Annotated in this window: 14 protein-coding genes; 1 reads left to right on the top strand and 13 read right to left on the bottom strand. The window is 72.9% G+C overall.

Translation table 11 applies throughout. From position 1 onward, the window contains the following. Positions 1-70 precede the first annotated feature (70 nt). From ACIQU6_RS02000 to ACIQU6_RS01980, 5 genes are all read right to left on the bottom strand, one after another. Positions 71-925 carry a carbohydrate ABC transporter permease gene (locus tag ACIQU6_RS02000; protein ID WP_403479691.1) on the bottom strand — a complete coding sequence of 285 codons (855 nt, stop codon included), beginning with the start codon at positions 923-925 and terminating at the stop codon, positions 71-73. Further along, a complete protein-coding gene (locus tag ACIQU6_RS01995; protein WP_403479690.1) occupies positions 925-1779 on the bottom strand; it encodes a carbohydrate ABC transporter permease in 855 nt (284 codons plus the stop codon). The genes ACIQU6_RS02000 and ACIQU6_RS01995 overlap by 1 nt, the downstream gene beginning before the upstream one ends. Then, positions 1779-3140, bottom strand: a complete 1362-nt coding sequence (locus ACIQU6_RS01990; RefSeq protein WP_403479689.1) for an extracellular solute-binding protein — start codon at positions 3138-3140, stop codon at positions 1779-1781. The genes ACIQU6_RS01995 and ACIQU6_RS01990 overlap by 1 nt, the downstream gene beginning before the upstream one ends. A gap of 106 nt (positions 3141-3246) precedes the next feature. Then, positions 3247-3951, bottom strand: coding sequence for a response regulator (locus tag ACIQU6_RS01985; RefSeq protein WP_403479688.1), 705 nt, complete (start codon positions 3949-3951; stop codon positions 3247-3249). Then, entirely contained in the window at positions 3948-5600 is a 1653-nt protein-coding gene (locus tag ACIQU6_RS01980) for an ATP-binding protein (RefSeq protein ID WP_403479687.1), read from the bottom strand. The genes ACIQU6_RS01985 and ACIQU6_RS01980 overlap by 4 nt, the downstream gene beginning before the upstream one ends. A 154-nt stretch (positions 5601-5754) precedes the next feature. On the opposite strand from ACIQU6_RS01980, the gene ACIQU6_RS01975 reads away from it, so the two are divergent. Beyond that, positions 5755-7155, top strand: coding sequence for a cation:dicarboxylate symporter family transporter (locus ACIQU6_RS01975; RefSeq protein ID WP_403479686.1), 1401 nt, complete (start codon positions 5755-5757; stop codon positions 7153-7155). A 117-nt stretch (positions 7156-7272) separates the two neighbouring features. Here the strand turns inward: ACIQU6_RS01975 and glgB are convergent, their stop codons facing one another. The 8 genes from glgB to ACIQU6_RS01935 all read right to left on the bottom strand — a co-directional run bounded on the left by glgB (position 7273) and on the right by ACIQU6_RS01935 (position 23985). Next, complete coding sequence (gene glgB / locus ACIQU6_RS01970; protein ID WP_403479685.1) at positions 7273-9630, bottom strand: 1,4-alpha-glucan branching enzyme; 2358 nt, start codon at positions 9628-9630, stop codon at positions 7273-7275. A gap of 91 nt (positions 9631-9721) precedes the next feature. Continuing rightward, a complete protein-coding gene (locus ACIQU6_RS01965; protein ID WP_403479684.1) occupies positions 9722-11176 on the bottom strand; it encodes a phosphotransferase in 1455 nt (484 codons plus the stop codon). Between the two features lie 339 nt (positions 11177-11515). Beyond that, positions 11516-13243: a maltose alpha-D-glucosyltransferase gene (gene treS / locus ACIQU6_RS01960; RefSeq protein WP_403479683.1), complete on the bottom strand. Its 1728-nt coding sequence runs from the start codon at positions 13241-13243 to the stop codon at positions 11516-11518. Then, entirely contained in the window at positions 13240-15243 is a 2004-nt protein-coding gene (locus tag ACIQU6_RS01955) for a maltotransferase domain-containing protein (RefSeq protein ID WP_403479682.1), read from the bottom strand. Before ACIQU6_RS01955 ends, treS begins: the two co-directional genes overlap by 4 nt. Before the next feature lie 648 nt (positions 15244-15891). Then, positions 15892-17523: a M4 family metallopeptidase gene (locus ACIQU6_RS01950; RefSeq protein WP_403479681.1), complete on the bottom strand. Its 1632-nt coding sequence runs from the start codon at positions 17521-17523 to the stop codon at positions 15892-15894. Between the two features lie 295 nt (positions 17524-17818). Next, positions 17819-19810 carry a M4 family metallopeptidase gene (locus ACIQU6_RS01945; protein ID WP_403479680.1) on the bottom strand — a complete coding sequence of 664 codons (1992 nt, stop codon included), beginning with the start codon at positions 19808-19810 and terminating at the stop codon, positions 17819-17821. 387 nt (positions 19811-20197) lie between these two features. Continuing rightward, the gene (locus tag ACIQU6_RS01940; protein ID WP_403479679.1) at positions 20198-22105 is read right to left on the bottom strand and encodes an ABC transporter ATP-binding protein; all 1908 of its coding nucleotides are present in this window, start codon (positions 22103-22105) and stop codon (positions 20198-20200) included. Next, on the bottom strand, positions 22102-23985 hold the full coding sequence (locus ACIQU6_RS01935; RefSeq protein WP_403479678.1) for an ABC transporter ATP-binding protein: 1884 nt from the start codon (positions 23983-23985) through the stop codon (positions 22102-22104). The genes ACIQU6_RS01940 and ACIQU6_RS01935 overlap by 4 nt, the downstream gene beginning before the upstream one ends. Positions 23986-24046 lie beyond the last annotated feature (61 nt).

The following is a 24046-nucleotide window of genomic DNA, read 5'->3' as shown; positions in this document are numbered from 1 at the left end:
CCCGTGGGCCGGATTTCGGCGCCCGGACCGTGCGACCACCCCTCCGACCAGGGGTTCCACGCGGGACGGATCACCCCTTCACGGCGCCGCCGAGAGCGAATCCGCCGCCCAACCGCCGGGAAATAAGGATGTACAGAAGGAGCACCGGTGTCGAGTACAGGATCGAGAATGCGGCGAGTTCACCGAAGGCGATGGCACCGTAATTCCCGAAGAAAGTGAAAATGCTGACCGACGCCGGGAGTTGCTCCGGGGAGAGCAGCAACATGAACGGGACGAAGAAATTCCCCCACATCATGATGAAGGTATAGACCGCGACCACGCCGACGCCCGGGGCCATGAGCGGCAGCACGATCCGCAGCAGCCCCTGCGGCCGGGAGGCGCCGTCGGTCCACGCCGCCTCCTCCAGCACCGTGGGCACCCCGTCCATGAAGTTCTTCATCAGCCAGATCGCGAACGGCAGTTGGGCGGCGGCCAGGAACAGCGCCGTCCCGTAGCGGGTGTCGACCAGGTTCACCCGGACGAACAGCGCGTAGACCGGGACCATCACCGCGGTGACCGGCAGGCAGGCCGAGAACACCACGGTGAGCAGGTACGGCCGGGCGAAGCGGGACCGGAAGCGGGACAGCGGGTAGGCGGCCGACGCCGCGCAGGCCACCGTGAGCAGCGTGGCCCCGCCGCAGATCAGCAGGCTGTTGAGCATCGGCGTGAAGGTGATCTCGTCGGTGAGCACCGCCGAGAAGTTGTGCAGCGTGGGGGAGGCGGGCAGGCGCACCCGCAGCGTCGCCCGCGCGTCCAGCGACGCCAGCACCAGCCATGCCAGCGGCACCGCGAACGCCACCGCGACGACCAGCAGCGCGGCGTCGGCCGCCAGGCGCCGCCGGACCGCCGCGCGCACCGGCGACCACCGCCGTCGTCCGGCCCGCATCAGACCTCCTCCCGCAGCAGCCGCAGGTACACCGCCGAGAACAGCGCGCCCACCACGAGCAGCAGCAGCGCCACCGCCGTGCCGTAGCCGATCAGCGACTTCACGAACGCCTGGTCGTACATGAACACCGGGAGGGTCTGGCTGCGGTTGCCGGGGCCGCCCCGGGTGAGCGCCCAGATCAGCCCGAACACCGACAGCGTCTGGAGGGTGTTGAGCATCAGATTGGTGCCGACCGAGCGGCGGATCATCGGCAGGGTGATGTGCCACAGCCGGCGCAGCCCGCGGGCGCCGTCCACCTCCGCCGACTCGGCGACCTCCTGCGGGATGCCGTCCAGCGCCGCCGAGTACACCAGCATCGAGAACGCCGTGCCGCGCCAGACGTTGGCGAACGACACCGCCAGGATGGGCAGGGTGAACAGCCAGTCCTGGGCGGGGAGATGGAGCCAGGCGAGCAGCGCGTTGAGGGTGCCGCGGCGCTCGAAGAAGGTGTAGAGCAGGAAGCCGGCGACGATCTCCGGAAGCACCCAGGCGGTGATCACCACCGTGCCGGTCACCGCCCGCACCGGTCGCGAGGCGCGCCGCAGCAGCCCGGCCAGCGCCAGCCCCAGGGTGTTCTGCCCGAGCACCGCCGAGATCAGGGTGAACACCACGGTCAGCAGGACGGCGTTGCGGAACTCCGGATCGCCCACCGCGTGGCGGAAGTTGGCCAGCCCGACGAACGACGCCGACTCCTGGCCGGTGAGTTGGGTGTCGGTGAAGGCGAGGTAGGCGCAGTAGCCGACCGGGCCGGCCAGGAAGAGCAGCAGCAGCGCGGTGGCCGGGGCCAGCGGCGACCAGCGCACCAGGTGCCGCATCACGGCTTGTCGACGACCGCGCCGCCCGCCAGGGAGCGCACCGTCCGGTCGTAGCGGGCGGCGGCCTGCGCGGGGGTGGCGTCGCCGGCGGTGACGGACTCCGTCGCCTCCCCGATCGCCGCGGCGACCTGCGGGTACTCCGGTAGCGCCGGCCGGTAGCGGCTCACCTCGACCAGCTTGGTGAAGAAGCCGATGCCCGGCACCGCCGTGCGGTACCGCGGCTCGGCCGCGACGTCCCGGCGGACGGCGATCTGGGCGCCGCGCACGCACCATTCCAGCGCGTTGGCGCGCGACTGGAGGGTCTCGATCATCTTCCAGGCCGGTTCGGGGTGTTGCGCCCGGGCCGGCACCGACCAGGCCCAGCCGCCGGCCAGACTGACCCGGCCGGGCGGGGCGCCGGACCGGGTGGGGAACGGCGCCTGGCCGAGGGTGCGGGACCACTGCGGCCAGGGGTTGCCGCCGCCGGTGCGCTGCCACTGCTGGCCGAGCCAGGAGCCGTCGAGGTCGATCGCCAGCTTCTGCTGCGGCAGCAGCTCGGCGGCCACGTTCGTCTGGATGTTGGGGCTGAGCGCGTCGGAGACGTCCGGGCCCAACTTCTCCTTGTAGACCGTGTCGAGGAAGCGGAGGCTGTCGATGAAGCCGCGGGAGCCGACCACCCACTTCTTCGCGCCGGGGTCGTAGAGCGGGTCCCGCCCGGTGCCGTAGAGCAGCATCTCGAAGCCCTGCATCACCGCGGCCTCGCCCGCGCCCCGACCGGTGAAGACGTTCAGCGGGATCACCCCCGGCACCTTCCGCCTGATGGTGCGGGCGGCGGCCAGGACCTCGTCCCAGGTGCGGGGGTGCCAGTCGGCGGGCAGCCCGGCCCGGGCGAAGACGGTGCGGTTGAACCACAGCCCGCGGGTGTCGGTGCCGTCCGGGACGCCGTAGGTGCGCCCGTCCTGGCCGCGGGCCGCGGCCCGGGCGGTGGGCACGAACTGGCGCCAGTCGGCCCAGGAGTCGAGGTGGGTGTCCAGCGGCCGCAGCAGCCCGGCCTTGATGTCGGAGCTGATCAGGAAGGTGTCCTCGTAGACCACGTCCGGCGCGGTCTTCGGGGAGCGCATCATCTGCTGGATCTTGGTGTAGTAGTCGTTCTCCGACGCCTGGATCGGGATCAGCTTGACCTTCTTGCCGGGGTTGGCCTTCTCGAACTGCCGTGCCACCAGGGCGAGATAGTCGTCCCGGACCTTCACTTTGGCGTTGGTGTCCTTGATGAAGGCGACCTTGACGGTGTTCGGGTCGCCGCCGGAACCGCCGCAGCCGGTGAGCGTGCCGGCGGTCAGCGCGGCGGCGGCGAACAGGGCCAGGGGGGTGGTGGAGCGCACGGCACGACCTCCAACGAACCGCGGCCGACCCGTCGCGGACCGGCCGCGCACGGTCAACTAGCCACGGCCTACTGCCTGCTGAACGTAAGCCACCGGTCACACCGGGTCAATGGCCCGACCAGCGGTAGCGCAACTCCGGGCGGCCGACCTGCCCGTACTGCGGCGCCCGGGCGGCCCGGCCGCTCTCCACCAGGTGCTCCAGATAGCGTCGGGCGGTGATCCGGGAGATTCCCACGTCGGCGGCGGCCTCGGTGGCGGTCAGCCCGTCGGCGGCGGCCCGCAGCACGTCCGTCACCGCTCGCAGGGTGGCCGCGGTCAACCCCTTGGGCAGCGCGGCCGGGCGGGGCGCGCGGAGCGCCGCCAGCGCCCGGTCCACCTCGTCCTGCCCGCTGGCCTCCCCGGTGGTGGCGCGGAACTCGGCGTAGCGCAGCAGCCGGTCCCGCAGGGTGGCGAAGGTGAAGGGTTTCAGCACGTACTGGACGACGCCCAGCGAGACGCCCTCGCGGACCATCGCCAGATCGCGGGCGGAGGTCACCGCGATGATGTCCGCGCCGTGCCCGGCGGCGCGCAGCGTCCGCACCAACTGGAGCCCGTGCCCGTCCGGCAGGAACAGGTCGAGCAACAGCAGGTCGACCGGGTGGTGTTCGAGGTGGCGGCGGGCCTCGGTGCCCGAGTGCACGGTGCCGGACACCGCGAAGCCCGGCACCCGCCCGACGTACAGGGCGTGCGCGGCCGCCGCGACCGGATCGTCCTCGACGACCAGGACGCGGATCGCCGCACCGCCCGCCGCGCCGGGCCCCCGGCCGCTCACCGGCCCGCGCCTTCCGCCGCCCGCAGCGGCAACTGCACGGTGAACCGGGCGCCGCCCTCGGGTCCCCGGTCCAGCCGGACCGTACCGCCGTGCCGGTGCACCGCCTGCCGGACCAGCGCCAGCCCCAACCCGCGGCCGCCGCCGGCGCGTTCCTTGGTGCTCCAGCCGCGCCGGAAGACCTCCTCGGTGGCGTCCGCGGCGACCCCGGGGCCGTTGTCCACGACGCGCAGCAGCAGCTCGCCGCCGTCGGCCCGCGCGGTGACCCGCACCTGCGGCGGCGCGCCGTCCCCCTGCGGCGGGGCGGCGGCGTCCAGGGCGTTGTCGACGAGGTTGCCGAGCACCGTCACCAGGTCGCGGGCGGGCAGGTCCGGCGGCAGTACCCCGTCGTCGATCCGGCTGTCCGGCGTCAACACCAGTTCCACGCCGTGCTCGTTGGCCTGCGCGGCCTTGCCCAGCAGCAGCGCGGCCAGCACCGGCTCGGCGACCGCGCCCACCACCCGGTCGGTCAGCGCCTGCGCCAGCTCCAGTTCGGCGGTGGCGAACTCCACCGCCTCCTCGGCCCGGCCCAGTTCGATCAGCGACACCACGGTGTGCAGCCGGTTGGCCGCCTCGTGCGCCTGCGACCGCAGCGCCTCGGCGAAGCCGCGTACGGAGTCCAACTCGCCGGACAGCGCCTGGAGTTCGGTGTGGTCGCGCAGGGTGACGACGCTGCCGCGGTGCTGCCCGCCGGAGACCGGCGCCGAGTTGACGACCAGCACCCGCTCGCCGGTCAGGTGCAGCTCGTCGACGCGCGGGCCGGCCGCCCGCAGCGCCCCGGTCAGCGGCTCCGGCAGCCCCAGCCCGGCGACCGGCCGGCCCACCGCGTCCCCGGTCAGCCCGAGCAACTCCCGCCCGCCGTCGTTGATCAGCGCGACCCGGTCGTCCGCGTCCACCATCAACAACCCCTCGCGGACGGCGTGCAGCGCGGCCTCGTGGTAGGCGTACATCCGGGACAGCTCGGCGGTGTTCATGCCGTGGGTGTGCCGGCGCAGCCGGGCGTTGATCACGTAGGTGCCGGCGCCGCCCAGGGCCAGCGCCGCCGCGGCCACCGCGACCAGCGCGAGGACCTGGTCCTGCAGTTGCTCGCCGATGGTGGCGACGGTGATCCCGGAGCTGACCAGCGCGGTGATCGCGCCGCCCCGCTCGGGGTCGCGCACCGGGGCGACCACCCGCACGGACGGGCCGAGCACTCCCTGGTGGGTCTCCTGGAAGAGCTCGCCGCGCAGCGCGGGCCCGATGTGGCCGAGGTACTTCCCGCCGATCGCGGACGGCTCCGGGTGCGTCCAGCGCGTCCCGTCCGGCGCCATCACCACGACGAAGTCCACCCCGGCGTCCCGCCGCAGGCGCTCGCTGTACGGCTGGAGCGCGGCGGTCGGGTCCTTGGTGCGGGCCGCCGCCACCACGGCCGGCGAGTCGGCGACGGCGGCGGCCGCCGCGGTCGCCTGCCGCCGCGCGGTCTCCTCCGCCTGCCGCCCGGCGCTGACGTAGGCGAAGACGACGCAGCCCAGGACCGCCGCCGCCACCAGGACCACCTGCATGGCGAAGAGTTGCCCGGCGAGGCTGCGCGGGCCGCGCAGCCGCCGCGGCCGGCGGGGACGGGGCGGGTTCATGCGGAACAGTCTGCCGGGTCACTTTTACATGAACGAAATGTACGTAAGGGTGACGGCCGCCACACCGCCGTGCATAGTCGCCGGGACTCGTTCCGCGCCGCGAGCCGCAGAAAGCGGCCCGGAACCGTGCCCCCGTCAGAAAGGCAGGCCAGCCGTGGCCGCACAGACCCCGTCGTCCCGGGGCGCCGCCGAGGACGCCCCACCGGCCAAGCGGGACCGGACCCACTTCCTGTACCTCGCCGTGATCGGCGCGGTGCTGCTCGGCATCGCCGTGGGCCTGGTCGCGCCCGGCTTCGCGGTGCAGCTCAAGCCGGTCGGCACCGGGTTCGTCAACCTCATCAAGATGATGATCTCGCCCGTCATCTTCTGCACGATCGTGCTGGGCATCGGCTCGGTCCGGAAGGCGGCCAAGGTCGGTGCGGTCGGCGGGCTGGCCCTGGGCTACTTCATGGTGATGTCCACCGTCGCGCTCGCCATCGGCCTGCTCGTCGGCAACCTCCTCGACCCCGGTTCCGGCCTGCACCTGACCGACGCGCTCCGGCACGCCGGCCAGGCCCAGACCGCCGGAGCCCACGAGTCCACCACCGACTTCCTGCTCGGCATCATCCCGACCTCCCTGGTCTCCGCGCTCACCCAGGGCGAGGTGCTCCAGACCCTGCTGGTGGCGCTGTTGGTCGGCTTCGGGCTCCAGGCGCTCGGCCCGGCCGGGGCGCCGGTGCTGCGCGGCATAGGCCACGTCCAGAAGCTGGTCTTCCGGGTGCTGTCGATGATCATGTGGGCGGCGCCGGTGGGGGCGTTCGGCGCGATGGCCGCGGTGGTCGGCGCCACCGGAGTGGCCGCGCTGAAGTCGCTGGCCGTCATCATGGTCGGCTTCTACCTGACCTGCCTGCTCTTCGTCGTCGTCGTGCTGGGCACGCTGCTCCGGCTGGTCGCCGGCGTGAACGTGCTCGCGCTGCTGAAGTACCTGGGCCGGGAGTTCCTGCTGATCCTGTCGACCTCCTCCTCGGAGTCGGCGCTGCCCCGGCTGATCGCGAAGATGGAGCACCTGGGCGTCAGCCGCCCGGTCGTCGGCATCACCGTGCCGACCGGCTACAGCTTCAACCTCGACGGCACCGCCATCTACCTGACCATGGCCGCGCTGTTCGTCGCCGAGGCGATGGACAAGCCGCTCTCCCTCGGCCAGCAGGTCTCCCTCCTGGTCTTCATGATCATCGCGTCCAAGGGGGCGGCCGGGGTCACCGGCGCGGGCCTGGCGACGCTGGCCGGCGGCCTCCAGTCGCACCGCCCCGAACTCGTCGACGGCGTCGGGCTGATCGTCGGCATCGACCGCTTCATGAGCGAGGCCCGGGCGATGACCAACTTCGCCGGCAACGCGGTGGCCACCATCCTGATCGGCACCTGGACCAAGGAGATCGACAAGGAGCGGGTCGGCGAAGTGCTCGCCGGCCGGCTGCCGTTCGACGAGCGGACGCTGACCGCCGACGACCACGGCGCGCCGGCCGACGACGCCCCCGCCGCCCCGGCCGACGCCGGCAGGGCGTCCGCCGCGGTCTGACCCGCCGCCCGGCCCGCGCCGGGCGGTGCCCTCGGGGCGCAGGAGGGGAGAAGGGGCGGGCGCCGCGCGCGCCCGCCCCTTCCGCGTACCGCCCGACGGCCGCCCGTCGGGCCCGTCTTACGCCGGCGTAAGCCAGAGCGTCGCCAGCGGCGGCAGCACCACCGGGATCGAGGTGCGGCGGCCGTGCCAGGCGACCGGCTCGGTCTTGAGCGGTTCGGGGTTGGCGACGCCGCTGCCGCCGTAGCGCGGGTCGTCGGTGTTCAGCACCTCCCGCCAGACGGGCACGTCGCCGGGGACGCCCAGCCGGTAGCCGTGCCGGACCACGGGCGAGAAGTTGCTGACCGCGATCAGCGGGCGCCCTCCCCCAGAGCCTGGACGGCCTGGGAGGTGCCCCCCTGCGGCGAACCGCAGGAAGGCGAAGACGTTGTCCTCGCCCGCGTCCGCGTCGATCCAACAGAAGCCCTCCGGGTCGGTGTCCCGTTCCCACAGCGCGGGCGTGGCCGCGTAGCGGCGGTTCAGCTCGCGGACCAGGTCGCGCACGCCCCGGTGGTCCGGCTCCGCCTCGTAGGACGGGTCCAGCAGCCACCAGTCCGGGCCGTGCCTCTCGGCCCACTCCGCGCCCTGGGCGAACTCCTGCCCCATGAAGAGCAGTTGCTTGCCCGGGTGGGCCCACATGAAGCCCAGGTACGCCCGGTGGTTGGCGCGCTGCTGCCACCAGTCGCCGGGCATCTTCGACACCAGCGCGCGCTTGCCGTGCACCACCTCGTCGTGCGAGATCGGCAGCACGTAGTTCTCGGAGTAGGCGTAGATCATCGAGAAGGTCATCTCGCCGTGGTGGTACTTGCGGTGCACCGGCTCCTTCTCGACGTAGCCGAGCGAGTCGTGCATCCACCCCATGTTCCACTTCAGCCCGAAGCCCAGCCCGCCGAAGCCGCCCGGGCCGACGTGGTGGGTGGCGCGGGTGACGCCGTCCCAGGCGGTGGACTCCTCGGCGATGGTGACCACGCCGGGACAGCGCCGGTAGACCGTCGCGTTCATCTCCTGGAGGAACGCGACCGCGTCGAGGTTCTCCCGCCCGCCGTGCGCGTTCGGCGTCCAACCGCCGTCCTCGCGCGAGTAGTCGAGGTAGAGCATCGAGGCGACCGCGTCCACCCGCAGGCCGTCGATGTGGAACTCCTCGCACCAGTACACCGCGTTGGCGACGAGGAAGTTGCGCACCTCGGTGCGGCCGTAGTCGAACTCCAGCGTCCCCCAGTCCGGATGGGCGGCCCGGTTCGGGTCCCCTGGCTCGTACAGCGGCCGCCCGTCGAACTCCGCCAACGCCCAGTCGTCCCGCGGGAAGTGCGCCGGCACCCAGTCCATCAGGACGCCGATGCCCGCGCGGTGCAGGGCGTCGACGAGGAACTTGAAGTCGTCGGGGGTGCCCATCCTGGCCGTCGGCGCGTAGAAGCCGGTCACCTGGTAGCCCCAGGAGCCGCCGAAGGGGTGCTCGGCGACCGGCATGAACTCGACGTGGGTGAAGCCCAGGTCCTTGACGTAGCCGGGGAGTTGCGCGGCCAGTTGGCGGTAGGTCAGCCCGGGGCGCCAGGAGGGCAGGTGCAGCTCGTAGACGGAGAACGGCGCGGTGTGCACGGGCCGTTCGCCGCGCCGCTCCAGCCATGCCTCGTCCCGCCAGGTGTAGTGCGAGTCGTGCACCACCGAGGCGGTGGCCGGCGGGCACTCGGTGCGCCGGGCCATCGGGTCGGCCCGCACCGTCCGGGTCCCGTCCGGCCGGGTGATCTCGAACTTGTAGAGCTCGCCCTCGCCGAGACCGGGCAGGAACAGCTCCCACACCCCGGACGAGCCCAGCGACCGCATCGGGGAGCCGGTGCCGTCCCAGTAGTTGAAGTTCCCCACCACCCGCACCCCTTGGGCGTTGGGCGCCCACACGGTGAAGCGGGTGCCGGTCGCCCCCTGGTGCGTCATCACCCGCGCGCCGAGCGCCCGCCACAGCTCCTCGTGCCGGCCCTCCCGGAACAGGTGCAGGTCCAACTCGCCGACCGCGGGCAGGAAGCGGTATGGGTCCCGCACGGTCAGTGCGGTGTCGCCGTAGTCGACCCGCAGCCGGTAGTCGGGGATCTCGCGCAGCGGCAGCACCCCCGCGAACAGCCCGTCCCCCTCGGAGCGCAGCGGCACCCGCAGCCCCGGCGCCATGACCGTGACGGACTCGGCGTGCGGCCGCAGGGTGCGCAAGCGCAGCCCGCCGGGCACCGGATGGGCGCCGAGCAGGGCGTGCGGGTCGTGGTGCGCCCCGGCGAGCAGCCGCCCGCGGTCCTCCGCGGACAGCGGCTCGGCGCGGCGCACTCCGGAACCGCCGCCGGTCGACGGCGCACTCGGCGCGGGGGCGGGCGCGGGGGCGGTGGCGGTCCGGGACGGCGGCGACGCGGGCGAGGCGCCGTCCGGGGCGGGAGGGGGAGGGGACGGGCGGGCAGTCACGGGCGGGGCCTCCTCGGGCGGGGATCGGTCGGTCGGTGCGGGCGACGGGCGGCGGGCGACGGGCGGCGTACGGGACGGCCGGGCGCGGGGTTCAGCCGGCCCCCTGGTCGCCGGGGGCCGCCAGCCGCCGGATCGCCGCCATCGGCACCGCCAGCCAGTCGGGCCGGTGCCGGGCCTCGTACAGCACCTCGTAGACGGCCTTGTCGGTCTCGTAGGCGCGCATCAACTCGGGGGCCGCGCGCGGGTCCGGGCCGCCGGCCTCGGCGTAGCCCAGGCAGTACGCGGCGCGGGTGCGGCGGGCCCAGTCCAGCGCCCACGGGTCGCCGCCGGCCGGCCCGCTGCGGGCCGCGTAGTCGAACGAGCGGAGCATCGCGGCGACATCGCGGACGGCCGGTTGCGGGCGGCGCCGCTCGACCAGCGGCCGCGCCGGTTCGCCCTCGAAGTCGATCAGCGCCCAGCGGCCGCCCTCGGCGGTGCGCAGGGTCTGCCCCAGGTGCAGATCGCCGTGGATGCGCTGGGCGGCCCAGCTCCGGCCGTCGTGCCTCATCGCGGCGAGCGCGTCGAACGCGGCCCGCAGCGGCGCCCGGTAGGGCTGGAGCACCGGCACCGCGCGGGCGGTGGACTCCAGCCGCTCGTTCATCTGGGCGGCGATCGCGTCCAACTGCGGGCGGCGCAGCTCGGTGGTCGGCAGGGCCTGGGCGAGCGCGGTGTGCACCTCGGCGGTGGCGTGGCCCAGCGCCCGCGCCGAGCGCGTGAAGTCGGCCCGTACCGCGAGGGCGTTGAGGGCCAACTGCCAGCCGTCGGTGGAGCCGGCGAGGAACGGCTGGAGCACGCCCAGGGTGGTCGCCTCGCCGCCCTCACCGGGCACCGACTCGAACCACGCGGCGGGCGCCGGCACCCGGGCGCACCGGGCGGCCGCCAGCGCCCGCGGCAGCTCCAGGTCCGGATTGATCCCCGGCTCGATCCGCCGGAAGACCTTCAGGATGAACGTATCGCCGTAGACGACCGAGGAGTTGGACTGCTCCACGGCGATCGGCCGGGCGGTGAGCCCGGAGGGGATGTCCAGGCCCGACTCGCGGCAGAAGCGCAGCGCGCCGATCCGGCCGGGCACCCGCAGCCGCTCCAGCAGCAGCCCGCACAGCCGGTTGTCCAGCAGCGCGTCGTAGACGGTGCGGCCGCGCAGCGGGCCGCCGGCCGGGCGGCCGACCACCGCGGGCGCCAGGTGCGGCGGCGGCGCGGGGTGGGTGCCCAGCAGCAGTTGGTAGCAGTCGCCGCCGGCCGGGGTGCGGCTGGGCGGGGCGCTCTGCTGGGCACGGACCAGCAGGTGGAGCAGTCCGGGTGCGCCGCCCTCGCCGGAGCCCGGCAGCAGTTCGGTCGCCGAGACCAGCGCGAAGCCGGTGAGCAGCCGGCCCTTGCCGGCGAACCACCGCTGCCGCGGCACCCATTCGGCCAGCAGCGGCGCCAACGAGGAGAGCAGATCGGGTGCGGCGACCGGCGAGCGGTCGGGGGCGTGGCGGGTGGCGCGGGTCGAGGCGGTGTCCGACATGGCGTCGCGTCCTTTCCCCGGGCACACGACAGACAGGGCAAAGTGTCCCGGAATGCGGCCTTTACGGTGCGGTGGTGTGGGACGTGTCGGGCGAGATCGTCCTTACGCGCGCGTTCCCGGCGTTTCTCGGCGTTCGCTTCGCTGCTCGGTGGCGTCGCCCGGGCCCCGTCGAGCAGGAGGCCCCGCATGACGGGCCGAGGGGGCCGACCAAGGCCCGCCCGGCCCGAGCGGTACCGGGAGGGTGCCCTGGCGAAAGGTCGAAAAACGCCCGTACGCGCGGCTCGGTCGCGTACGGGCGCGGGTCTTCACGGGGCCCGTGCCCGGTGGTGGCACGGTCGGCTAGCCGGCGTGGTGCCCGCTCCTGCGGAGCCGGAACCAGTAGAAGCCGTGGCCCGCCAGGGTCAGCAGGTACGGCAGCTTGCCGATCGCCGGGAAGCGGACGCCGCCGATGAGTTCCACCGGGTGGCGACCGCTGAACGCCTGGAGGTCCAGCTCCGTGGGCTGGGCGAAGCGGGAGAAGTTGTTCACGCACAGCACCAGGTCGTCGTCGGTGCCGTCCTTGCCCGGGGATTCCCGGAGGTAGGCCAGCACCGCGGGGTTGGACGACGGCAGTTCGGTGTAGCTGCCGGGTCCGAAGGCCGGGTTCTGCTTGCGGATCTCGATCATCCGGCGGGTCCAGTGCAGCAGCGACGAGGGTGAGCTCATGGCGGCCTCGACGTTGGTGACCTGGTAGCCGTAGACCGGGTCCATGATCGTCGGCAGGAACAGCCGGCCGGGGTCGCAGGAGGAGAAGCCGGCGTTGCGGTCCGGGGTCCACTGCATCGGGGTGCGCACCGCGTCCCGGTCGCCGAGCCAGATGTTGTCGCCCATGCCGATCTCGTCGCCGTAGTAGAGGATCGGCGAACCGGGCAGCGACAGCAGCAGGGCGGTGAACAGCTCGATCTGGTTGCGGTCGTTGTCCAGCAGCGGGGCCAGCCGGCGGCGGATGCCGATGTTGGCGCGCATCCGCGGGTCCTTGGCGTATTCCGCGTACATGTAGTCGCGCTCTTCGTCCGTGACCATTTCGAGGGTCAGCTCGTCGTGGTTGCGCAGGAAGACGCCCCACTGGCAGCCGGACGGGATCGCCGGGGTCTTGGCGAGGATCTCCGAGACCGGGTAGCGCGACTCCCGGCGCACCGCCATGAAGATCCGCGGCATGACCGGGAAGTGGAAGGCCATGTGGCACTCGTCGCCGCCGACCCCGTAGTCGCCGAAGTAGTCGACGACGTCCTCCGGCCACTGGTTGGCCTCGGCCAGCAGCACGGTGTCCGGGTAGTGCGCGTCGATCTCGGCGCGGACCCGCTTCAGGAAGGCGTGCGAGGCCGGCAGGTTCTCGCAGTTGGTGCCCTCCTCGGCGTAGAGGTAGGGCACCGCGTCCAGCCGGAAGCCGTCGATGCCCAGGTCGAGCCAGAAGCGCAGGGCGGAGATCATCTCCTCCTGGACCGCCGGGTTCTCGTAGTTGAGGTCCGGCTGGTGGGAGAAGAAGCGGTGCCAGTAGTACTGCTTGCGGACCGGGTCGAAGGTCCAGTTGGAGACCTCGGTGTCGACGAAGATGATCCGGGCGTCGGCGTACTGCTTGTCGTCGTCCGCCCAGACGTAGTAGTCGCCGTAGGGCCCCTCCGGGTCGGTGCGGGACTCCTGGAACCACGGGTGCTGGTCGCTGGTGTGGTTCATCACCATGTCGATGATGACCCGCATGCCGCGCTGGTGGGCGGCGTCCACGAACTCCACGAAGTCGGCCAGGTCGCCGAACTCGGGGAGGACCGCGGTGTAGTCCGCGACGTCGTACCCGCCGTCCCGTAGCGGGGACTTGAAGAACGGTGGCAGCCAGAGGCAGTCCACCCCCAACCACTGGAGGTAGTCCAGTTTGGACGTGATGCCCTTGAGGTCCCCGATGCCGTCACCGTTGCTGTCCTGGAAGGAGCGGACCAGGACCTCGTAGAAGACCGCCCGTTTGAACCATTCGGGATCGCGGTCCTTCGCCGGGGTGTCTTCGAACGTGTCGGGAACAGGCTCATTGACGATCAATTGGGTGACCCTCCGATCGGTGAGGACGGTCGCAGCGACAGCACATGAGCGGGCGCCAGCGAGCTGCCCGGCTCCAGGCGCACATAGTTGTCCCTGCCCCAGTGGTAGGTGTCGCCGGTGAGCTCGTCGCGCACCGGGAAGGACTCGTGCCGGCCGAGGCCGAGTTCCGGCATGTCCAACGACACCGTCGCCTCGTGGGTGTGGTGCGGGTCGAGGTTGACCACCGTGAGCACCGTGTCGGTCCCGTCGCCGTCCCCGGCGCGCTTGGAGTACGCGAGGACGGCGTCGTTGTCGACGCGGTGGAAGTGCAGGTTGCGCAGCTGCTGCAGGGCGGGGTGGCGACGGCGGATGCGGTTGAGCGCGGTGATCAGAGGGGCGATGGTGCGCCCCTCGCGGGCCGCCGTCTCCCAGTCGCGGGGCCGGAGTTGGTACTTCTCGGAGTCCAGGTACTCCTCGCTGCCGGGCCGCACCGCGGTCGCCTCGCACAGCTCGTAGCCCGCGTAGACGCCCCAGGCGGGGGAGAGGGTGGCGGCCAGGACGGCGCGGGACTCGAAGGCCGGGCGGCCGCCCTCCTGGAGGTGGGCGTGCAGGATGTCGGGGGTGTTCACGAAGAAGTTGGGCCGCAGGTAGCCGGCGCTCTCGCCGGTCAGCTCGGTGAGGTACTCGGTCAGCTCCTGCTTGGTGTTGCGCCAGGTGAAGTAGGTGTAGGACTGCTGGAAGCCGATCTGCGCGAGGGTGTGCACCATCGCGGGGCGGGTGAACGCCTCGGCCAGGAAGAGCACATCGGGGTCGGTGCGGTTGATGTCGCCGAGCACCTTCTCCCAGAACGCCACCGGCTTGGTGTGCGGGTTGTCCACCCGGAAGATCCGCACGCCCTTGGCCATCCAGAAGCGCAGCAGCCGCTCGGTCTCCCGGACCAGTCCGCGGAAGTCGGCGTCGAAGGCGAGCGGATAGATGTCCTGGTACTTCTTCGGCGGGTTCTCCGCGTAGGCGATGGTGCCGTCGGCGCGGTGGTGGAACCACTGGGGGTGCAGCCTGACCCAGGGGTGGTCCGGGGAGCACTGGAGGGCGAAGTCCAGCGCCACCTCCATCCGCAGGTCGCGGGCGGTGCGCACGAAGTGGTCGAAGTCCGCGAAGGTGCCCAGGTCCGGGTGGAGCGCGTCGTGGCCGCCGGCCGACGAACCGATGGCCCAGGGGGAGCCGACGTCCTGAGGGCCCGCGGAGAGCGCGTTGTTGGGGCCCTTGCGGTGGGTGGTGCCGATGGGGTGGACGGGCGGGAGGTAGACCACGTCGAAGCCCATCGCGGCGACCGCGGGCAGCCGTTCGGCGGCGGTGCGCAGGGTGCCGCCGACGACGCTTCCGTCGGGGGCGGTCACCGCGCCCTCGGAGCGCGGGAAGAGCTCGTACCACGAGCCGTACAGGGCTCTTCGGCGCTCGACGAACAGCGGCATCGGGCGGGAGACGGTGAGGAGTTCGCGCAGCGGGTGGCGGTCGAGGGCGCCGGTGACCTCCGGGGCGAGCGCGGTGGCCAGGCGGGCGGCGGCCGGCAGGGCGGGGTCGCGCAGCGCGTCGACGGCGGCCAGCACGGCCTCCCGGCCGTCGCTCTTGGGGACCTCGGCGGCGGCCCGCTCGTGCAGGTCGGCGCCCTCGGCGAGGACGAGTTCGGGCTCGATGCCGGCGGGGATCTTGATGCCGGCGTGCCGGCGCCAGGTGGCGATCGGGTCGGACCACGCCTCCACGGTGAAGGTCCAGCGCCCCTCGACGTCGGGGGTGACCCCGCACGCCCACCGGTCGGTGCCCGGCGCCCGCTCCCGCATGGGGGTCCACGGGCCGCAGCGGCCCGCCGGGTTGCGCAGCACCACGTTGGCGGCGACCGCGTCGTGGCCTTCTCGGAAGACCGTGGCGGAGACCTCGAAGGTCTCGCCCACCACGGCCTTCGCCGGGCGGCGACCGCAGTCGATCTGCGGGCGGATGTCCAGTACGGGGATGCGACCGATCATGGGCTCACCTGGGGATTGTGATGCTTTGCGGGGTTTTGTCCTTTGTATCGGCTCCGTGGTGGGGGTGCGGGGTGCGGGCAGGGGCGCTCCTGTCCGCTTTCACTCCGCTGGCGGACGGCGCGGCGGGCCGGATCGGGCCCCGCCGTCCGGGGGCGCGGTACGGCGTACCGAATGAGCCTTCCCGCGGGCGGCGGCCGGAAAAGCCGGGGGAATGTGAACTACCGGTTCGTAGCCGCTCACGCGGTGCGCTCCCAGGGGCCCGGGGTGCCGCCGTGGAGGGCGGCGGTGGAGCGGTGTCGACACGGTTCGGCATGCGACTCCTCAACTCGGTGTGATCACAGCGGAGTTGCGGTGTGCGGAAGTCCGTCGCCGCGCCGGGGCCCGTCGGCGCCACCACCGCAGCCTCTCGCCGCACAGGAGTCCGTACAAGAGCACCTGCGGGGCCGGAATCGGCCATATCGACGGACTCGGCAGTACGGATCGACGGACGTGGCAGTACGGACCGGTGGCGACCTGCCGACGGGCGCCGGGGCATGGCCGAAAAAAGCCGGCGTGGCCGGGGGAGTCCCCCCGGCCACGCCGGTGTGGTGCGCTGCGGTCAACCGGCCGCGGTGCGCGGCCCGTTGACGCCTGTGGTGTGACGTGACGTTACTTGACCGCGACGCCGTTCCAGGCCGACTCGACGCCCTTGACCTCGGCGCTGTCCTTGCCGTAGAGGTCGGTGGCCGCCTTGACGGTCGCCTCGCGGGCCGCCTTGTAGTCGGTGGTCGAGGTCATGTACGTGGTCAGCGCCTTGTACCAGATCTTCTCGGCCTTGTCCCGGCCGATGCCGGTGACCTTCGAGCCGTCGGCGGTCGGGCTGTCGTAGTGGTCGCCGTTGGCGTCCTTCGGGCCGCTGCCCTCGGACAGCAGGTAGAAGAAGTGGTTGGCGATGCCGGAGGAGTAGTGGACGTCCACGTTGCCGGCGTCCGGGGTCCAACTGTCCAGGGACTGGCCGTCCTTGGAGGGCTTGTCCATGTAGCGCAGCGGCTTGCCGTCGCCGTTGATGTCGATCTTCTTGCCGATGAAGTAGCTGCCCGGCTCGGTCGGGTTCTTGGCGTGGAACGCGACGGAGGCGCCGAAGATGTCGGAGGTGGCCTCGTTGAGGCCGCCGGACTCGCCGCTGTACTCCAGGCCGGCGGTGGCGGACGTGACGCCGTGCGACATCTCGTGACCCGCGACGTCAAGGGCGGTCAGCGGCTTGTTGTTGCCCTGGCCGTCGCCGTAGGTCATGCAGAAGCAGCTGTCGTCCCAGAACGCGTTGACGTAGTTCTGGCCGTAGTGCACGCGGGAGGTGGCACCCTTGCCGTCGCCCTTGATGCCGCTGCGGCCGTGCACCTCCTTGTAGTAGTCCCAGGTTTCCTGGGCGCCCCAGGCGGCGTCGACGGCGGCGGTCTCGGGGTTGCTCGGCTTGCCGTCGCCCCAGGTGTCGGTCGACTTGGTGAACAGCTTGCCGTCGCCGCTCTCGCTGCCGCTGAGGTTGAACGTCTGGTGGCCGCCGCGGGTGTCGTCGGTCAGCTCGTAGCCGTTGCTGCCCTTCTTGGTCGACAGGTCGACCTTGCCGGCGTACTCGCTGTTGCCGACGCCGGTCTCGATGCCCTGGTACTGGAAGAGCTTCTTGCCGGTGTTGGCGTCGGTGATGACGTGCAACTGGTTGGGCGTGCCGTCCTTCTGGAGGCCGCCGACCACGGTCTCGTACGCCAGCACCGGGGTGCCCTTGGCGGCCCAGACCACCTTGCGCGGGGTCTGGGCGTCGGCCTTCTTGGCGCCGATGGTCTTCGTCGCGTCCGACTGGGCGGCCAGCGCGGCGGCCTTCGGGGCGATCTTCGGGGTGGTGGAGGCGACCGTGACCTTCTTGTCGGTGGCCTTGGTGACGCCCTTGACGGCGCCGCCCTTGGCGGTGTGCACGACCAGGTCGCCGCCGAGCACCGGCAGGCCGGCGAAGGTGCGGTCGTAGCGGGTGTGCACGGTGCCGTCGGCGTCCTTGACGACGTCCTTGACGACCAGCTTCTCCTGGGACCCCAGGTTCAGCGCCGCGGCGGTCTGCGCGGCGGCGGCGCTCGCCGTGTGCATCAGCTCGGCGTGGTGCGAGGTGCTGAGCGCGAGCGGGGCGCCGTTCGGCGCGGCCGGGGCGGGCGAGGCGCCGGCGGTGCCGGCCGCGGTGATGCCGGCGACGAGCAGGGCGGCAGCGGCGGCCGCGGCACCGGTCACCCGGGTCTTGCGGGATATGTGGGGGGTCACGCGTGCTCCTTCAACTTTGCCAAGTGGTGGGGGTGCAAAGCGATGCGGGTGTGACATGCGTCGGGAAGACTGCCAGCTGAGCGGGTGCATGTCAGGACTCTGTTAAGAGGTTGACCGAAAATCGTTCGTCCAGGGGCGCGCGTTGTCCGGATAACGGAGTGGGGCGCCGCCCCCGGAGGTCCGGGAACGGCGCCCAACACGGCCGTGCGGTCGATCAGTTGTCGTGATCGGGCGGATGCGTCCGGTGCTGACCCGCCCTGTCACATCACGGTGACCGGAAGGTGACTGACCGCTGTCAGAACGTCAGTTTCCAGCCGTTGAGGGTGCCGGCGTCGCCCGCGTAGACGTCCTGCACGCGCAGCTTCCAGGTGCCGCTCGCGGCCTTGGTCGAGGCGTTGACGGTGTACGTGGTCCTGACGTCGGCCGCCGAGTCCCAGGCGCTCGCGTTCTTCAGCCGGTACGCGGTGCCGTCCGGGGCCAGCAGGTCGACGACCAGGTCGCCGCGGAAGGCGTGGCTGATGTCCACGGTCACCTTCAGCGCGCTGGGGGCCTGGCCGCCGCGGCTGACCGTGATCGGTGAGGTGATCGCCGAACCGCGGTCCGGGATGGCCACCTTGGCGGTGCTCTCGAAGACGTTGTCGCCGCCGCCCGGGGTGGTGCGGGAGCCGACGTTCACCGCCGCCCAGGTGTCGGCGACCGTGTTGTACGTGGCGCTGCCCTGGCCGAAGAGGTCGGCGGCGGCCTGGAGGGTGGCGGTGCGGGCGCCGGCGTAGTCGGTGTTGGCGTTCATGTACTGGGTGAGCGCCTTGAACCAGATCTTCTCGGCGTTGGCCCGGCCGATGCCCGGCACCGGCTGGTTGTCGTAGGTCGGGCTGTCGTAGTGGACGCCGCCGATGTCCTTGGGGCCGCTGCCCTCGGACAGCAGGTAGAAGAAGTGGTTGGCGACGCCGGAGGAGTAGTGCACGTCGAGGTTGCCGACGTCGCTCGACCAGTAGTCGGCCGAGGCGCCGTCCTTGGACGGCTTGTCCATGTAGCGCAGCGGGGTGCCGTCGCCGTTGATGTCGATCTTCTCGCCGATGAGGTAATCACCGGGATCGGCGGGGTTGTTGGCGTAGAACTCCACCGCGGTGCCGAAGATGTCCGAGGTGGCCTCGTTGAGGCCGCCGGACTCGCCGCTGTACTCCAGGCCGGCGGTGGCGGCGGTGACGCCGTGCGACATCTCGTGGCCGGCCACGTCAAGGGCGGTCAGCGGCTTGTTGTTGCCCTGGCCGTCGCCGTAGGTCATGCAGAAGCAGCTGTCGTCCCAGAACGCGTTGACGTAGCTGTTGCCGTAGTGCACGCGGGAGTAGGCGCCGACGCCGTCGCCGCGGATGCCGGTGCGGCCGTGCACGTTCTTGTAGTAGTCCCAGGTCTCCTGGGCGCCGTAGGCGGCGTCGACGGCCGCGGTCTCGGGGTTGCTGGGGGTGCCGTCGCCCCAGGTGTCGGTGGCGTTGGTGAACAGCGAACCGGTGCCCGACGAGCCGTGGTTGAGGTTGTAGGTCCTGTGGTTGCCGCGGGCGGTGTCGGTCAGCGTGAAGTTCGGCGCCGAGCCGGACGTCCCGAGGGTGACCTGGCCGCTGTACTCGCTCTTGCCGATGCCGTTCTCGATGCCCTGGTACTGGAAGAGCTTCTTGCCCGTGTTGGCGTCGGTGACGACGTGCAACTGGTTGGGCGTGCCGTCGTCCTGGCTCCCGCCGACCACGGTCTCGTACGCCAGCACCGGGGTGCCGTCGGCGGCCCAGATCACCTTGCGCGGGGTCTGGGCGTCGGCCTTCTTCGCGCCGAGCGTCCTGGAGGCGGAGACGGCCTTGGCCTCGGCCGCGGCCGGCGCGACCTTCGGGGTGACGGAGGCGACCTTGAGGGCGCCCCGGGTGGCCTTGGTGACGGCCTTGACGGCGCCGCCCTTGGCGGTGTGCACGACGAGGTCGCCGCCGAGCACCGGCAGCCCCTGGTAGGTGCGTTCGTAGCGGGTGTGCACGGTGCCGTCGGCGTCCTGCTCGACGTCCTTGACGACCAACTTCTCCTGCGCGCCGAGCTGGAGCCGCCGGGCGGTGGCGTCGGTGGTGGCGTGCGCCGTGCGGAGCAGCTCGGCCCGTTGCGACGGGGAGAGCTTGGCGGGCAGCGCACCGGCGGCGGGGGCGGCGTGCGGGGCGGGGGTGTTCCGGTGCGGCGCGGCGGCCGCGCCGGTGCCCGCCTGGACGCCGACGGCCAGGAGGGCGGTGACCGCAACCAGCGCGCCGGTCGCCACGGCGCGCCGCTGCGGGCGGGGTCTATGGGGGGTGCTTCTCACACTGACTCCTTCTGCGGGGCCGCGAGACGAGCCGGGCGGCCAAGGGGGGGGCCGGGCGGCGAAGGGGCCGTCCGGGCAGAGCGAGGCAGAACGGTGGAGCGTGTGTGGGGGGTGGTGAAGCGGGGTGAACCGGGGTCGCGGCCGCCCGGGGCGGTGCCGTGGGGGTCCGGGGCGCGACTGCCGGGAAGAGTGCCACCGTCGACGCGTGGTTGTCAGGCACCGTTCAACTAAATGGCCGGAAAACGTCCGTTGGGCGAAATCTGTGTCCGTAAACCGGACGCTCTGGTGGGTTTGGGGTGGTCAACACCGTGTGGCGCAGAGGGAGTTGGCCGGTGTCGGAGGTCGTCAGGCCACGCTGTCCCGCCAGGCCCGGTGCAGCGCGGCGTACCGGCCCTTGCCGGCGATCAGCGCCGCCGGGGCGCCGTCCTCGACGATGCGGCCGTCGGCCATCACCAGCACCCGGTCGGCGGTCTCCACCGTGGAGAGCCGGTGTGCGATCACCAGGGCCGTGCGGCCGCGCAGCACCGCGCCCATCGCCCGCTGCACCGCCCGCTCGCCCGGTATGTCCAGAGAGCTGGTCGCCTCGTCCAGGATCAGCACCGCCGGATCGGCCAGCAGCGCCCGGGCGAAGCTGACCAACTGCCGCTGGCCGGCGGAGAGTCGGCCGCCGCGCTTGCGGACGTCGGTGTCGTAGCCCTCCGGGAGGGCGGTGATGAAGTCGTGGGCGCCGATCGCCCGGGCGGCCCGCTCGATCTCCGCGCGGTCGGCGTCCGGGTGGCCCAGCGCGATGTTGTCCGCGACCGTGCCCGAGAACAGGAACGCCTCCTGGGTCACCATCACCACCGCCCGGCGCAGTTCGGCCCCGGACAGCTCGCGCAGGTCGACGCCGTCCAGCACCACCCGGCCGTCGGTGGGGTCGTGGAACCGGGCGAGCAGCCGGGCCAGGGTGGACTTGCCGGCTCCGGTGGCGCCGACCACCGCGACGGTGGTGCCGGCGGCCAGCGTGAGGTCGAAGCGCGGCAGTACCTCGCCGCCGGTGCGGTACCCGAACCGGACGCCGCGGAAGGCCACTTCGCGGCCGGGCCGGTCGGGGGCGGCGGGCGGCAGCGCGCGCGGGGCCGCCGGCTCGGCCACCGTCGGCCGCTGGGCCAGCAGCCCGGCGATCTTCTCCAGGGAGGCGGCCGCGGACTCGTAGGCGTTGAGGAAGACGCCCAGCCGGTCGATGGGGTCGTAGAGCCGGCGGAGGTAGAGCGTCGCGGCGGCCAGCACGCCGAGGGCGAGCGAGCCGTCGGCGACGCGGTAGGCGCCCCACAGCACGATCGCGGCCACCGCGGTGTTGGCCACCGCGCGGGAGCCGATGACGAAGCGGGCCATCTCCAGGATCGCGTCGCCGTTGACCTTCCGGTGGCGGGAGTTGAGCCCGTCGAAGGCCGCGTCGTTGGCCCGCTCGCGGCGGAACGCCTGCACCGGGCGGATGCCGCCCAGGGTCTCCGCGATCCGCACGATGACCGCCGCGATGGCGGTGGACTTGGCGCGGTAGGCCCGCTCCGAGCGGCGCCGGAACGACCTGACCAGCAGCGTCAGCGGCACCGCCGAGAGCAGCGCCGCGGCGCCCAGGCCGACGTCCAGCCAGAGCAGGGTCACCGTGATGTAGACCGTCGAGAGGACGACCGTGACCAGCTCCTGGAGGCCCTCCTCCAGGAGCTCGCGGAGCGCCTCGACGTCCGTGGTGGAGCGGGAGATGAGCCGGCCGGAGGTGTAGCGCTCGTGGAAGTCCAGACCGAGCGCCTGGGCGTGCCGGAAGATCCGGCCGCGCAGGTCCAGCAGCACGTCCTGGCCGGCCCGGGTGGAGAGCCGGATGAAGACCCACTGGAGGCCGCCGGACGCCACGGCGCTCAGGCCCGCCAGCACGGCCAGCATCAGCAACGGGCCGCGGTCGCCCGCCCGTAGGGCCGGCACCACGCGGTCCAGCGCATAGGCGACCAGCAGCGGGCTGGCCTGCGCCGCGGCCTGTTGGAGCAGCAGCGCGAGAGTGGCCGCCGCCACCCGGCCGCGGTGCGGGGCGAGCAGGGAGCCCAACAGGGCGCGCGAGGCGCCCTCGGGGGTGGGCAGCAGGTCCGCCGCCACGGCGTCCGGGGCGTCGCCCGGTGCGTCGGGTGGGGCGCCGGGCGCGGTGTCGTGCGGGGCGGACCGCCGCCCCGGAAGTCGGCTCCCCGGGCCGTCGGCCGGCCGCCCGGTCTCCGTCGTCGTCATCGCGCGCCCTCCCCCTCGTGCCGCCCCGGGCCCGCGCCGCGCTCCGGGCCGCCCGACATCAATGCCGCGTACTCCGCGCTCTCCCGCAGGAGTTGGCGGTGGGTGCCGACGGCGGCTATGCGGCCGCCGGACAGCAGCGCCACCCGGTCGGCCAGCAGCACCGTGGACGGCCGGTGGGCGACCACCAGGGCCGTCGTGGTGGCCAGCACCTCGCGCAGCGCCGCCTCCACCCGCGCCTCGGTGTGCACGTCGAGCGCGGAGAGCGGGTCGTCGAGGATCAGGAACCGCGGCCGGCCGACCACCGCGCGGGCCAGCGCCAGCCGTTGGCGCTGCCCGCCCGACAGGCTCATCCCCTGCTCGCCGACCTCGGTGTGCGCCTCCCGGGGGAGGGCCGCGACGAACTCCTCGGCCTGCGCCACCCGTAGCGCCCGCCGCAGATCCGCCGCGCGGTCCGCCGCCGTGCCGCGCGCGGTGTCGTCCGCGGTGTCGTCCGCGGTGCCCATCAGGACGTTCTCCGCCACCGTCGTGGAGAACAGGGTGGGCTCCTCGAAGGCCACCGCGACCAGCGTCCGGGCCTGTTCGCGGGTGAGCGCGGCCAGATCCTGGCCGTCCAGGGTGATCCGGCCCGCGGTGGGGTCGTAGAGCCGCGGTACCAGCGCCGTGAGCGTGGTCTTGCCGCTGCCCGTCGCCCCGACCAGCGCCATCGTCTCCCCGGGGCGGACGTGCAGATCGACGCCGTGCAGGGTCGGCGGGGACCCGGGGGGAGCATCCGGGTAGCGGAACTCCACCCCCTCGAAGACCAGCCCGCCGCCGGCCCGTTCGGGGCGCGCGCCCGGCCGGCGCGGGGGCGGGCCGTCCTCCTGGAGCGGCGGCTCGTCCAGCACCTCGAAGTACCGGTCGGCGGCGGTCGCCGCGGCGCTGCTCATCGCCAGCAGGAAGCCGATCGAGTCCACCGGCCAGCGCAGCGCCAGCGCGGTCGACAGGAAGGCGACGAGGGTGCCGGCGGACACCTGTCCGTCGGCCACCTGGACCGTGCCCAGCACCAGCGCGGCGGCCAGCGCCAGCTCCGGCAGGAGGGTGCCCACGCCCCAGAGCACCGACAGCAGCCGGGCCTTGGCCAGTTCGGTGGTGCGGACCGCGCCGGCCAGCTCCCGGAACGCGCGGGCCTGGCTGCGGTGCCGCCCGAACCCCTTGATGATCCGGATGCCGAGCACCGACTCCTCGACGACCGTGGTCAGATCGCCGACCTGGTCCTGCGCCAGCCGGGCGGCCCGGCCGTACTTCGCCTGGAAGACCGAGCAGAACACCATCAGCGGCAGCACCGGCACCATCAGTACCAGCCCCAGCGTCCACCGCTGGGCCAGCAGGAGCGCCCCGCCGACCACGATCGTCGCGCCGTTCACCAGCAGGAACGTCATGGGGAACACCAGGAACAGGCGCAGCAGTTGGAGATCGGTGGTGGCACGGGAGAGCAGCTGTCCGGAGGCCCAGCGGTCGTGGAAGGCCACCGGCAGCCGCTGCACATGGCGGTAGAGCGCGTCCCGCATGGACGCCTCCACCGCGGCCGTGGGGCGCGCCACCAGCCACCGCCGCAGCCCGAACAGCGCCGCCTCGACGAGCCCGAGCAGCAGCAGGTACCCGCCGCCGCGCCACACCCCGCCGGTGTCCCCGTGCGCCACCGGGCCGTCCACCAGCCACTTGAGCACCAGCGGGATGACCACCGAGATGCACGACGCCACCACCGCCACGCCGGCGGCGGTGAACAGCCGCGCCCGCACCGGCCGGACGAACGGCCACAGGCGGAGGAGCGAGCGCACCGCGGAGCGCCGTACCGCTCCGGTCCGCCCGCCACTGGACGTCGAACGCATGGTCGTGGCCATCACCCGCGAGCGTACGGTGCCCCACTGACATCGCTCACGCGGATTTCGCCGGAGCGGCCGG

The sequence above is a fragment of the Streptomyces sp. NPDC090442 genome, assembly GCF_044769405.1.
GTDB lineage: Bacteria > Actinomycetota > Actinomycetes > Streptomycetales > Streptomycetaceae > Streptomyces.
This window is presented reverse-complemented; position numbering and strand designations above follow the sequence as displayed.

What these genes read in the sequence shown, in the direction of transcription:
- ACIQU6_RS02000 (WP_403479691.1), bottom strand. Translation starts at nt 925, where the DNA reads ATGCGGGCCGGACGACGGCGGTGGTCGCCGGTGCGCGCGGCGGTCCGG.
- ACIQU6_RS01935 (WP_403479678.1), bottom strand. Translation starts at nt 23,985, where the DNA reads ATGGCCACGACCATGCGTTCGACGTCCAGTGGCGGGCGGACCGGAGCG.
- ACIQU6_RS01965 (WP_403479684.1), bottom strand. Translation starts at nt 11,176, where the DNA reads ATGTCGGACACCGCCTCGACCCGCGCCACCCGCCACGCCCCCGACCGC.
- ACIQU6_RS01940 (WP_403479679.1), bottom strand. Translation starts at nt 22,105, where the DNA reads ATGACGACGACGGAGACCGGGCGGCCGGCCGACGGCCCGGGGAGCCGA.
- ACIQU6_RS01995 (WP_403479690.1), bottom strand. Translation starts at nt 1,779, where the DNA reads ATGCGGCACCTGGTGCGCTGGTCGCCGCTGGCCCCGGCCACCGCGCTG.
- ACIQU6_RS01980 (WP_403479687.1), bottom strand. Translation starts at nt 5,600, where the DNA reads ATGAACCCGCCCCGTCCCCGCCGGCCGCGGCGGCTGCGCGGCCCGCGC.
- ACIQU6_RS01955 (WP_403479682.1), bottom strand. Translation starts at nt 15,243, where the DNA reads ATGATCGGTCGCATCCCCGTACTGGACATCCGCCCGCAGATCGACTGC.